Annotated in this window: 10 protein-coding genes; 7 read left to right on the forward strand and 3 right to left on the reverse strand. The window is 69.2% G+C overall.

The features are described 5' to 3' along the window. Positions 1-16: 16 nt before the first annotated feature. Positions 17-1,894 (reverse strand): D-arabinono-1,4-lactone oxidase, encoded by a 1,878-nt coding sequence (locus OEB96_RS25555; RefSeq protein WP_266219346.1) that lies wholly within the window; start codon positions 1,892-1,894, stop codon positions 17-19. Between the two features lie 54 nt (positions 1,895-1,948). On the opposite strand from OEB96_RS25555, the gene OEB96_RS25560 reads away from it, so the two are divergent. From OEB96_RS25560 to OEB96_RS25590, 7 genes are all read left to right on the forward strand, one after another. Then, on the forward strand, positions 1,949-3,004 hold the full coding sequence (locus OEB96_RS25560) for a N(4)-(beta-N-acetylglucosaminyl)-L-asparaginase (RefSeq protein ID WP_266219347.1): 1,056 nt from the start codon (positions 1,949-1,951) through the stop codon (positions 3,002-3,004). Positions 3,005-3,076: 72 nt separating this feature from the next. After that, complete coding sequence (locus OEB96_RS25565; RefSeq protein WP_266219348.1) at positions 3,077-4,363, forward strand: pectin acetylesterase-family hydrolase; 1,287 nt, start codon at positions 3,077-3,079, stop codon at positions 4,361-4,363. Continuing rightward, a complete protein-coding gene (locus tag OEB96_RS25570) occupies positions 4,363-4,911 on the forward strand; it encodes a TetR/AcrR family transcriptional regulator (RefSeq protein ID WP_266219349.1) in 549 nt (182 codons plus the stop codon). Before OEB96_RS25565 ends, OEB96_RS25570 begins: the two co-directional genes overlap by 1 nt. Before the next feature lie 132 nt (positions 4,912-5,043). After that, on the forward strand, positions 5,044-7,257 hold the full coding sequence (locus OEB96_RS25575) for a nucleotidyl cyclase domain-containing protein (RefSeq protein ID WP_266219350.1): 2,214 nt from the start codon (positions 5,044-5,046) through the stop codon (positions 7,255-7,257). Between the two features lie 205 nt (positions 7,258-7,462). Then, positions 7,463-8,095: a TetR/AcrR family transcriptional regulator gene (locus tag OEB96_RS25580; protein WP_266219351.1), complete on the forward strand. Its 633-nt coding sequence runs from the start codon at positions 7,463-7,465 to the stop codon at positions 8,093-8,095. Next, positions 8,092-9,123: an extracellular medium-chain-length polyhydroxyalkanoate depolymerase gene (locus OEB96_RS25585; protein WP_266219352.1), complete on the forward strand. Its 1,032-nt coding sequence runs from the start codon at positions 8,092-8,094 to the stop codon at positions 9,121-9,123. Before OEB96_RS25580 ends, OEB96_RS25585 begins: the two co-directional genes overlap by 4 nt. 23 nt (positions 9,124-9,146) lie before the next feature. Then, on the forward strand, positions 9,147-10,064 hold the full coding sequence (locus OEB96_RS25590) for an alpha/beta fold hydrolase (protein WP_266219353.1): 918 nt from the start codon (positions 9,147-9,149) through the stop codon (positions 10,062-10,064). Between the two features lie 43 nt (positions 10,065-10,107). Here OEB96_RS25590 and OEB96_RS25595 read toward each other — a convergent pair whose 3' ends face one another. Both OEB96_RS25595 and OEB96_RS25600 read right to left on the reverse strand, forming a co-directional pair. Continuing rightward, a complete protein-coding gene (locus tag OEB96_RS25595) occupies positions 10,108-11,697 on the reverse strand; it encodes a hybrid sensor histidine kinase/response regulator (protein WP_266219354.1) in 1,590 nt (529 codons plus the stop codon). 1 nt (position 11,698) lies between these two features. Further along, the gene (locus OEB96_RS25600) at positions 11,699-12,382 is read right to left on the reverse strand and encodes a histidine kinase (protein WP_266219355.1); all 684 of its coding nucleotides are present in this window, start codon (positions 12,380-12,382) and stop codon (positions 11,699-11,701) included. Positions 12,383-12,454 lie beyond the last annotated feature (72 nt).

The raw sequence follows: 12,454 nt of genomic DNA on the forward strand, positions 1-12,454 counted from the left end.
GGAGATCGCGAGCCTCTCAGTCTTCGGCGTCCTCGTCGTCCTCGACCTCGACGTCGACGTCCTCCCCCTCTGCGTCGGCTGCCTCGCCGTCGGCCTCGCCCTCGCCCTCGCCCTCACCCTCGCCTTCACCTTCACCTTCGCCCTCACCGTCGCCGGGCGTCGCCTCGTCCTGGGTCGGGGTCTCCTCGCCGGTCTCCTCCTCGCCGCCTGCGGCCGCGTCCGCCTCCCGGCACAGCCCCAGGCCCTCGAGATACTCGTTGCAGAACACCCCCTCCGGGTCGCGCGTCCGCCGGTAGCGTTCGAACGCATCCACCCGCTCGCGCCGGCGCTCGGTCAGCGCATTGAGGTAGCCATAGTCGAACGGCTGGGTGGCCCCACCCTCGGGATCCGCGGGATCGTGGAACCCGTACATCTTGCCGTTGTGCGGCATGGCCCCCAGCGCGACCCACTGCCGCTCGATGCCCGCGAAGAACTCGATCAGCGGCTGCGGGTAGTCGGGTGACTTCGTCGTCTGCGCGAACGCAATCAGGTCGTAATTGATGAACAGCGCATTGGGGGTCTTGGAGTAGGTCCCCGCCATCACGCTGTCGCCCCCGCGGATGAAGCGGAACTCGAGCGGCCCCGTGAGCCGGAATTGGCTGCGGTCGGCGTTGGCCACCGCCTGCAAGCCCTGCCAGGCCCGGCGCAGCCCTGCGTCGTCGGCCCCCGGCAGCTCGAGGAAGTACGACATGAAGATGCCCTGGGTCGCCTTGGCCAGCCACAGGTCCGAGTGGCGCCGGTTGGCCGCGCTCACCTGCTTGTGCACCACGTCGAGCGCCCCGTCGATGAGCAGCTTGGCCTGCTCGTCGGTACCGTGGAACTGCACGTGGTGCTCGAGCTCCTCGGCGTCCTTCTCGACCACCTTGCCCTCGTACGGCGCCCCGAAGGCATCGTTGGCCGCGAGCAGGCATGCGTCGGGGACCCCCCGCGCCTTGTTGCGCTTGCGTCGCTTGGGCGACTGCACCACGTTCCACCACAGCACCAGGAACTCGCTGGTGTAGGGGTTGTAGAACGTCTCGATGCGATCGTGTGCGGCCAGCAGCTGCCGATAGGCATCGACGAACTCCTGCTCGGTGGTGAGCCGCAGCTTCTCTCGTCCGGATTCCACCGTGGTCGCGTAGGGTCGCGGCAGCACGTCGAAGGTGACCGCGGTGACGATGCCCAGCGCCCCCAGCGAGACCCGAGCGAACTGCAGCGGCGACCAGCCCTCGTAGGGCTCCTCCCCCTCGTCGACGATGGTCAGGTTGCCCTCGGCATCCATGATCGTGTACGAGGACGCCGTCTCGGCGAAGATCGGCGACGACACGGTGGCCCCGTGCACGTCGACCGCCGTCATGCCTCCCGCGCTGAAGAAGCCCCCGGCGGTGACGGTCTGCAGCATCAGATCGTTCTCGGTGAGGATCGCGTCGAGCTGATCCTCGCGCATGCCGGCGTTGACGGTGATCTTGCCGTTGGCGGCATCGAGCAGGTACCAGTCCTTGCCCTCGGGCCCCAGGTCGGTATAGCAGGACAGATCGATCACCCAGGTGCCGACTCCGGGGGCCGCCTCGGGGGTCGCACCGCGGTTGTCGGCGAGCACCAGCGGCGGCTGCGAGTGACGCTGGCCCGAGACCCGTACCTTCATCCCGGGCGGCCGCCGCTTCAGGATCGCCTGGAGCTCGGTGCGGCTCGTCGGCGAGAAGTAGTAGGCATCTGCGTCGGGGAACGGCTGGTAGACCAGATCGCCGCTCCAGTTGTGCCACTGCGGCGAGGACTCGGTCGGCGGCGATCCGGGCTTCAGCTTGGGTCCGCACGCACACACGAGCCCGCACGCGAGCACCAGGGGCCAGGGTCGAAGGAGCTTGGAGATCGGCATCGTCGGTCGATCCCCTCGTATCATGCCGGGCCCGTTCGGGGGTAGCCTCGCGGCATGCGTCGAAGGCTCAAGCGCCGCAGCTTCTTGGTGCGCACCTCGGCGGTGCTCGGCACCGGCTGCCTCGCCACCCGGTCCGGTCGCGCGAAGGCGCCGGCCGTGATCGATCGTCCGCCCCACCCCGTGGTCGTGGCCTCGGCCAACGGCTACCCGCACTGCACCGCCAAGGCCATGGAAGAGCTGCTCGCGGGCACTCCCGTGGCCGACGCGGTGGTGGCCGGCGTGAGCCTGGTGGAGGACGATCCCACCGACCACAGCGTGGGCCTGGGTGGCCTGCCCAACGAGGAGGGCGTGGTCGAGCTCGACGCCTCGGTGATGGACGGCGCCACGGGGCTGTCGGGGGCCGTGGCCGCCCTTCAGCGGATCAAGAACCCCTCGCAGGTCGCCTTGCGGGTGATGCGATACACCGATCACTGCCTGCTCGTCGGCGAGGGCGCGCTGCGCTTTGCCCGGGCGCACGGCTTCTCCGAGCAAGAGCTGCTCACCGACGAGGCCCGCAAGATCTGGCTGTACTGGAAGTCCACGCTGTCCGATTCCGACGACTGGCTGCCCACCGACCCCAAGGAGCTGCCCCCCGACGCCAAGTCGATGTTCGGGATCACCGGCACAATCAACTGCGACGCGGTCGATGCCAAGGGCAACCTCGCGGGGGTCACCACCACCTCGGGCCTGGCCTTCAAGATCCCCGGCCGCGTGGGCGACAGCCCGCTCATCGGCGCCGGCCTGTTCGTCGACAACGCGGTGGGGGCCGCCGGCTCCACGGGACGCGGCGAGGCCAACATCATCACCGCGGGCAGCGCGACGGTGGTGGAGGGCCTGCGCCAGGGCAAGCACCCCACCGACGCGTGCCTGATGGCGTGCCAGCGCATCACCGACGCCACCCGCATCAAGCGGCTGCAGCGACCCGACGGCAAGCCCGACTTCAACGTGAAGTTCTACGCCGTCGACAAGGCCGGCCGCTTCGGCGGAGCCGCGATCTACGGCGGCGAGCTGGCCGTGTGCGACGGCAAGGGCAACCGCAAGGAGCCGATGGCCCGACTGTTCGAGGAGTGAGCACGACGACCGCTTCGTCACGGGCCGGTTTCGAAGTGGACGTGGGTGTCCGCATCCGGGTAGGGTGCCGCCATGCGCGTTGGACCATGGATGATGGGGGTGTTCGTCGTGCTCGCCGGTTGCAGCTCCGGGCCTCCTCCCGTGGGTGGAGGCGACGGTGGCAGCGGCACGGAGACGGATGGCAGCACCGGGGTCTCGGTCTCTGGCATCACCGCCGAGCCCGATGATGCCAGCGGGGGAGCCACGTCGGGGGCGACCACGGTCGCCGATGAGACCAGCACCGGCCCGGCCGCGCCGTTCTGCGGCGACGGCAACGTCGATCCCGGCGAGGAGTGCGACGACGCCAACGCCGACGACTTCGACGGGTGCCGGAGCGACTGCACCGCCGTCGAGATCCTCGACCCACCTCCGATGGAGTGGACGTACTTCGAGATCCCGGGCACCCAGTGCCTGGACGGCTCGCCAGCGGGCTTCGGGGTCAGCCACAACCCCGCATCGACCGACGTGATGATCTACCTCGAGGGCGGCGGTGCGTGCTTCAACGACTCGTGTGACTTCACCGCGTTCAGCATTCCGTTCGTGCCACCCAGCGACGGGATCTTCAGCCGCAGCAACGACGCCAATCCGGTCAAGGACTGGACGATGATCTACGTGCCCTACTGCACGGGGGACATCCACGCCGGCGACGCCGAGCAGGAGCTCGGCGGGCAGCTCCGCCAGTTCCGCGGCTACTCCAACATCACCCGCTACCTCGAGCAGTGGGTGCCGAGCTTCCCGGCCGACCGCGTGCTCCTGACCGGCATCAGCGCGGGTGGCTTCGGCGCCGCCCTCAACACCACCCAGGTCGCCAACGCCTACGGCGACGGGGTGGAGCTGACCGTGATCGACGACTCGGGGCCCCCGCTGAGCGACGACGTGATCGCGCCCTGCCTGCAGACCCTGTTTCGGGACACGTGGAACCTCGACGGCACCGTCCTCGCCGAGTGCCCCGCCTGCAACCCCACCGACTTCGCGACCGACTACCTCGAGCACGTGATCGCCAACCATCCCAACGTCCGCTTCGGCCTGTTCTCGAACACCTCCGATGCGATCATCAGCACGTACATGGGCTTTGGCTGGGGCAACGGGCAGCACGACAACTGCGAGGGCACGCCGCTGCCCGTGCCCGCCCTGACCTACGCCGACGATCTGTCCGCGATCCGGGCCGACAACGAGCCGGAGATCTCGACCTTCTACGTGCTGGGGCTCGGGCACACCGTGCTTCGGGTCGGGTACAACATCACCTTCGCCGACGGCACCTCGGTCCCCGAGTGGATCGGCGACGTCCTCGACGGTCAGATCACCCACGTCGGGCCCTGATGGCGCGTCGCGACGCCGAGGAGAATCGCGCGCGAGTGATCGCCGCCGCCCGGGAGGTCTTTGCGTCGAGCGGCATCGATGCCCCGCTCGACGCAATCGCTCGCCGGGCGGGTGTGGGGCGGGCCACGCTCTACCGCAATTTCCCCGATCGCTCCGCGCTCGTGGCGGCGATCTTCGAGGACAACCTCGCCGCTCTCGAGGCGCTCGTGAAGGGTCGGAGCGACCAGCCCGATGCGTTCATGACGCTGCTGTCCACCATCGTCGAGCAGGAAGTCGAGGCCCGGGCGCTGATCCCCTCGATCATGACCGGGACGAGCGTGCCCGACCTGCGCGGGCTGGTGCGCCGGGTCAAGCGGCTCCTCACCGCTCCGCTGCGCGCCGCCCAAGCAGCCGGAGCGGTCCGCGGCGATCTCACCATCACGGACGTGATCCACGTGCTGTCCATGATCGCGGCCGTCGTGATGCAGGATGCCTCGCCAGCCTCGCGACGCCGTCACGCCAGGCGAGCGCTCGAGCTGCTGATCGACGGGCTCGCACCTCGCTCCTGACGGTCTCGTCAGTCGACCCCTCGTCTCGCTCCAGGCCCATTGGGGCGGCCAATTGCGGTGCGGTCCGTCCCCAGGGCAATCTCTATGGGAGCAATGGATCTGCATCTACTCCACCAGGGAAGCATCGAGGTCTTGGACGAGCTCCGCAGCAAGCGGCTGGACGAGATCCATCGCCTGGGTCAGTGGCTCCGCGACACCATGGCGGCCCCGGCTTACCGCGTGTGGTTCTGCCCGTTCTCGAGCAACGAGCTCCACGAGCTGGTGTGCTCGGTGGGGGAGGAGGAGGAGATGCGAAGGGTCATGTACGCGTCGAGCACGGAGCAGCTCCGCGATGCGCCCTCGACCGAGCTGACGCTGCTGCATCGCTCCGACGACGGCGAGCACCCGCGCTGGGACGCGGTGACCAGGGAGCATGACCCACCGCGCCCCCGGGCGCCGCTGTGGGAAGCCGACCTGATCCACGGGGACGACGCCCGGCGGGTGGGCGTGATCACGCTCTTCGACCCCGAGGGCTCGGGGCTCGGGACGACCGAGATGCCACCGGAGCTGCGCGAGCAGGTCCGGGATCTGGTGCGCGATCTCGGCACGGAGGTCGATGCCTACCGCAGGCTCCTCTACGACATGGAGGTGCTCGGGGCGATACAGCCGAGCATCACCGGCGAGCTCTCGGACCTCGGTGGAGCGACGGAGGTCTCCGAGTTCTTCGCGAAGGTCGCGACCTGGTTTCGCTCCGTTGCCTGGGCCGGCGGCCTGGTGGAGGGCACGTGGGTGGGCGGAGGAATCGAAGCCAACGCCTGTGCGCTCTTCATCAAGGAAGAGAACCGGCTGGTCCAGGTGGATGCGACGGCCGACTACCGGCAGGCCGCGCTCGCGGCCGGGGACCCGGCGAGCGGCAACGTGCTCACCAGCGTCCCGCTCGACGGCAGCGAGCCCTCGCTGCTGTCGTTCGCCTACGAGGTCATGAGCCGGGAGCACCTGCCGCTGGCATTTCCCTCGGGGCGCAGCGACGGAGCCACGGTGGCGTCCCTGCTCGGCCGCTTGCAGGAGCGCGTGATGGAGTCCGTCGGCGACGGCGACGGCGGGCTCTCGCCCGATGCATGGCTCGCGCGCAAGGATCTGCGGCACTTCTTGCAGCGCATCAAGGAGCACGGCAGCTGCGGCTTCTTCCCGCTGATGCGTCGCGAGGAGGTCGAGGGCGTGCTGGTGATGTTCGCGTCGCGGCGTACGTTCTTCTACCCGGCCAACGTGCTGCTCGGGCGTGCGATCACCAGCCGCCTGGGCCGCTTCCCCGACCTGTTGCCCGACCACCGCCAGGACAAGGACTACCGCGACCGCAAGACCCGCCTCACCTACATCGAGCAGCGCCACCAGCACGTCGACAGCTACCTCACCGGCGGCCAGCGGGTCCAGGCGGTCGCATTCTTGAACCTGGTCGGCTTTCGCGAGCTGAACGACATCTACGGCCACCGCGTGGGCGACCGCGTGCTCGAGTCGATGATGGAGGGGCTGGCCATCGCGGCGCATCAGCCCGAGCTGCTCGACAACCGCCACGCGGCCCTGCAGCTGGTCGAGCAGGAGAAGAGCAAGATCGACGCCGAGCAATATGCGGCCACCGAGCTGTCCAAGAAGCGCCGCCGACGCAAGCTCGAGGTGCTGCCGCTGCACTACGGTGGCGACGAGTTCGGCCTGGTGTTGCTCGGCAAGGACGAGGGCGAGGACGCCGGTCTGGTCGCGCGCTGCCAGCGGGTGGTCAACGCCCTGCTCGGCTATCTGCGCTTTCGCCTCGCCGGCCAGGTCGACGCCGGCCGGGTCCAGCTCCGCTCCGCGCTCGCCCTGCCCTCGGCGCTCGACGACGAGGGCGAGAACATCAAGAACGACTTTGCCCTGTACACCGCGCTGCGCGAGCTCGGGCGCTCGCTCATGTACTACACCAAGGGCATCGACGGCTTGAACCTCTACTGCCCCGGGTACACGGTGCTCGAGCATCGCTTCGAGCTCGAGCTCGACGAGGGCGGCCCCGGGGTGTGGCGGGCCGTGTTGATCTCACCGCGCGGCGGTGGTGATCGCGTGCCGATGTCCGGCGACATCTTGCAGCTCGACCTGCTCCAGTCGCTCGATCGCACCGTGGGCCGGCACATCCGCGCCGTGGAGGACCGCGACGCCGTCATTCGCCGGATCCAGAAGATGATGACCCCCGTGCGCTTCGAGGTGCTCTCGCGCCTGCCCGGGGTGGGCACGCGCACCGGTCGCGGGGTTCGGGATCAGTACCTGCTGCGCCAGCTCGACTTCGGGGGTGACGTGCGGGTGCAGGTGGGGGATCACCTGTTCGGGAACGTGCGGATCTAGCCACTCGAACACGTGCTCGCGCGCAGCCGCCGTGACGGGATCCTGCGCCGTGCCGAGCCACATGTCCTCGAGCACGGCCAGAGCGTAGCGGATCGCCTCGGGCGCTCGCGCGCGGTACGCCCGGGCTCCTCGTGCCGCTTGACGAACGAAACGGCCGCCCGTATAAACGGAACAAGAATTCCGATTCTGTTTTCGGTGGCCTCCAATGGACTTGCAACCCATTGAAATTCCAAAGCAAGAGCGGAGCCGGCGGGCGCTGGAGCGGCTGGTCGAGACCGGCGAAGCCCTGCTTGCCGCGCATCGGTTCGAGTCCACCGGGGTCGCGGAGATCGCGCGAATGGCCGGATCCTCGGTGGGCACCTTCTACCGGCTGATCGGCGATCGAGATCGATTGCTGTGCATCGTCCACGATCGCTTCCTCGAGCATGGTCATGCGCTGATCACGGAGCGGCTCGATCCGGCGCGCTTCGAAGGTGCGCCGCTGCATCGGGTCTTGCGCGGGTTCGTGGCTCTGCTCGTGGAGGTCTACGCCGCCAAGGAAGGGCTGCTTCGGGCGCTCATCATCCGCAGCTCCGCGGAGCCCTCGTTTCGCGAGCGGGTCCATGCGCTCAACGATCACCTCGGGGTCGCGCTGGCGGCGTTGGTCCAGCCCCGCCTCGACCAGATCGGTCATCCCGACCCCGAGTCGGCCATCGTGTTCGGCGCCAAGGTCGTGCTCGGCGCGCTCAACCACCACACCCTCGTTCGCTCCCTCGAGCTGCAGAACCCCTCGGCGCTCGTCGAGGAGCTCGGCCGGGTGCTCGTTCGATACCTCGACGTGACGGAGGCTCCCGCATGAGACACGCATCCATTCCACGCCTGGTCCTCACTCCGACCCTGGCCCTGCTCCCGGCCCTGGCCGGCTGCATCGACACGAACATCGAGCTCTCGGACACGGGCATGGCCGCCACCAACGACGAGGACACCGGCGACGTCGACGACGACGGCTCGTCCGCGAACGGAGCGTCGGGTGACTCGAGTGGCGACACGGGCGACTCGAGTGACGCCACGGACGACTCGGACGACGACACGAGCGACTCGGACGACTCCGGAGGCGAGACGGCCTCCCGCTGCGAGGTAACGGACCTGACCCTCACCTGCACGCACCAGTCCACCACGCTCTACACCGGCTTCACGGGCCTGGTGCCGCGCGAGGTCCACTGGCAGGTGCCGCTGGGCGAGCCTCCCGAGGGCGGCTGGCCGGCGGCCATCGTGTTCCAGGGCTCGATCTTCACGGCAGAGCTGTTCTGGGTGGTGCTCGACGTCGAGACCCTCGGCTACTGGAACCAGGGCATGCTGACCAAGACCCTGCTGGACTCGGGCTTCGCGGTGATCACCCCCGAGGCCCACCTGGGCGGCTTCACGGCCTGGGAGACCAACGTGCCGCCCATGTCCATCGCCTGGGAGACGGCCGAGGACAACCAGTTCATGCTCGACATCTTCGAGGAGATCGACGCGGGTGGATTCGGTCCCCTCGATCCCAGTCGGCTCTACGCCACGGGGATCTCCAGCGGAGGCTACATGACCAGCCGCATGGACGAGGCCTACCGCGAGCGCTTCAACGCCCTCGCGATCCAGTCCGCCTCGTGGGCAACCTGCGCGGGCCCGGTGTGCAGCGTGCCGGACGACCTCGACGCGGGGCACCTGCCCACGATGTTCTTGCACGGCACCGCCGACCCGATCGTCCCGATGTCCACCATGGAGCCCTATCGTGACGCGCTGGACGCTCTGGGGGTGGAGACCGCCACGGTGGTCGGCGAAGGGGTGGAGCACGCCTGGCTCGACGAGGCGCCCGCCGCAATCGTCGGATGGTTCCAGTCGCACTGATGGGCACACGGATGGGCGCACGAATGCGAGAGCAGCTCGTCGGCCTGCCCGGCGGCCTGCGGATCCGCTGCCGCATCGAGAACCCGGGAGCGTCGCTGCCCCCGTTGGTGCTGCTCAACGGGTCGATCTTCAACCTCCACCAGTGGGACCGGCTGGTGGCCAAGGGGGGCTGGACGCGGCGCTTCATGCTGATCCGCTACGACTATGCGGACACCGGCGGCTCGTCGCGGCGCGACGGTCCCGTGAGCATCGAGCGGCTCGCCGACGAGCTCGTCGCGCTGCTCGACGCCCTCGAGCTGCCCGCGGTGCATCTCCATGGCATCAGCCAGGGCACCATCGTGCTCCAGGGGCTGGCGGCCCGGGCCCCCGCGCGCATCCTCAGCGCGGCCGGCTACGGCTGGTACCACGGCGACTTCTCCGGCATCGCCGCCACGGCGGCCCGCATCGAGCAGCGGCTGGTGGCATTTCGCGAGCTGTCGTCGCTATGGGACCGCCCGCTGGATCGACCCGCCTTCGATGCCCTGTGGTCCGCCGTCTATCGCCGCGCCCTGTTCGGGGCCGACTGGGACGCGCTGTCGGCATGGGGACGCCTCAAGGACCGAGTGATGCGCCGGATGCTGTTCCCCCTGCTCGCCCCGACCCCGATCCGCACCATGCACGACTGGTTCGACTATTGTGTACGCGAGCTGCCAGCGGCGCAGGCGTGGCTCCGCGAGGGGCACGAGGCGCTGGCGAGCAAGCCCGTGCTCGTGCAGCACGCGATCGCCGACCAGACGCTGGAGATCGGCATGGCCCGGGAGCTGTGTGCTGCGATCCCCGGCGCCCGGCTGGGCGAGTACGGCGAGGGCTACGACCACGTATCCGTGGCCTTCCGAACGGCCCATGCGCGACGCATGGTGGCCGATCACCTGGCATTCCTCGACGAGGTCGGGGCGATCTGAGCGCTCGAGATCCTCCGTCGTGCACGAGATCCAGGCCCGCCGCTCACCCCCGGTACCGCGGCAGCGCCACCGTCACGATCGTCCCTCCCTCCTCCGGGCAATCGAGCACCACCCGCCCTCGCAGGCTTCGCACGATGTCGTGCACCACCGCCAGCCCCAGCCCCGTCCCCGCCGACCCCTTGGTGGTGAAGAACGGCTCGAACACGCGGCTGCGCAGCTCCTCGGCGATCCCTTCGCCGTCGTCCTCCACCCGCAGCACGCCGTAGTCCCCGGCCCGCCGCATCGAGATCCGCACGTTGCCGCGATCGCCACCCCCGCCGTCGCCCAGCGCATCGATCGCGTTGGAGATCAGGTTGAGCGAGATCTGGTGCACCTCGTCCTTGTCGGCGTGCACCACGATGTCGTCGTCGCCGAGCTGCTCGACCTCGACCTTCATGCGACGCAGGCGACCGGCGCGGCGCAAGAGCTTGAGGATGTCCTCCACCGACTCGCGCAGCACCACCGCGCCGCGCGTGCGCACGCGCGGACGCAGGGGCTCGAGGATCTCCTCCACGTGCTCGTGGATCCGCCGCACGCTGTCGCGCATGATGCCGATCATCCCGGTCTCGACCGGATCGGCCCCGCTGGTCTCCATCATGGTCAGGTAGCCCAGCAGGGGTCCCAGCTCGTTCTTGATCTCGTGCGCGGCCGAGCCGGCGAGCAGGCCCACGGTGGCGAGGCGGTCGGCCCGCTGCAGGCGCTGGCTGACTTCCTCGTGCGAGCGCTCGAAGTACACCAGGCCGATCACGTAGCGGGTGGGGCCGTGGTCCTCGTCCTCGGGGCTCTCGCACAGTGACAGGCTCATGCGCGCGGGGATCTGCCGGTCGCCCGCCCGCACCGTCACCTCGCCGCGCCAGTGGGTCTCGGCGTCGCTGTCGGACACCATCTGGATCACGAGGTCCTGCACGTCGCCGCCGGTGGGGCTGGGCTCGAACCACTCGCGCAGGTCGGTGTCGAGCAGCGAGTAGAGCGGCTTGTCGACCAGGTTGACGAAGCTCTCGCTCACGTCGACCACGCGCCCCTCGGGGTCGACCACGATGATCCCCTCGGCCGCGCGGTTGTAGAGCACCGACAGCAGCATCGCGGTCCGCTGGTGGCGGATGGAGAGCTGGCGGTGCTCCTCCCGCAGCCGCTCCTGCTCGTGCTGCTGGATCTGCGTCTGGCGCCGGGCCTTGACCGCGCGCTCCACCGTGTCGAGCAGGCGCTCGCGCTTGACGGGCTTGGTGAGGTAATCGAACGCGTGCTCGCGCACCGCGGCGGCGGCGGCCTGCACGCTGTGATCGGCCGTCACGATGATCACCGGCATCTGTGGATCGCGCTGCTCGATCTCACGCAGCAGATCCAGCCCGGTGGCCCCGGGCATCAGCAGATCGGTGACCACCACGTCCACCGGCTGCGCATCGAAGGCCGGCAGGGCCTCCTGCACGTCGGCAGCCACGTGGACCTCATATTCGGCGCGCACCAGCAGCAGGCGCAGCGCATTGGCCACCAGCTGGTCGTCCTCCACCAGCAGGACCACCCCGGTCGGGTGGAGTTGGCCGGGAAACGCCCGCCGCGACCCCCCGCGTGCGAGGGAGCCGAGGGAGCCGTTCATGCTAGCGCCTCGTCTCCGGGGCGAACTCCAGGTAGACGGCCTCGGCCTCTTCGTACAGGCGCATGTTGTCGACGCCGTCGAGCAAGCGGCCCATGCGTTCCATGTGCGGGCGCGACAGCTCGACCGGGGCCGCGGTGCCGCCGGCGTTGTGTCCGACCAGCGTCAGCTCGATGGTGCACGGCATCGCCCCCTGGCCCTCGCGCAGGATCCCGCGCACGCTCAGCTCGTAGCGGGGGTGATTGCGATCGGTGGCGGCCGCCACCGTGGCCAGTCCGAGGTTGAGCAGCACCGTCTCGAGGTTGGCCGGCGTGGGCGTGCGCTCGATCGGCCCCATGTCGACCGAGATCCGCACCTGGTGGCGCTCCCATCGGCGTGACAGCACCGACACGAAGCGATCGACCACCGTCTTGGTGTTGCGCGGGCCATCGATGCTCCGCGTGAGTCCGGCCAGACCCTGCACCAGCGTTCGCATGCGCTCGGCCGCCTCGAGGCTCTGGCGACAACGATCGTGCTCCTCGGTCCCTTCGGGCGTGTCGTCGAGCGCCAGCTCGGTGAGCACGATCAGGCTCTGCAGGGGATTGCTGAGATCGTGGGTGAAGATCTCCATCGCCTCGAGCAAGACCTCGCGCTGCGCCTCGGCTTGGTTGACGCGTTGCTCGGGACTCGACGTTTCGTTCTCGGACACGGCCCAAGGGTATCCATCTGCGCCACCCCCTTTCCAGCCAGTTGCGGGCCGAACGGAGGATTGTGACCCACA

The organism is Paraliomyxa miuraensis (genome assembly GCF_026337845.1).
GTDB lineage: Bacteria > Myxococcota_A > Polyangia > Nannocystales > Nannocystaceae > Paraliomyxa > Paraliomyxa miuraensis.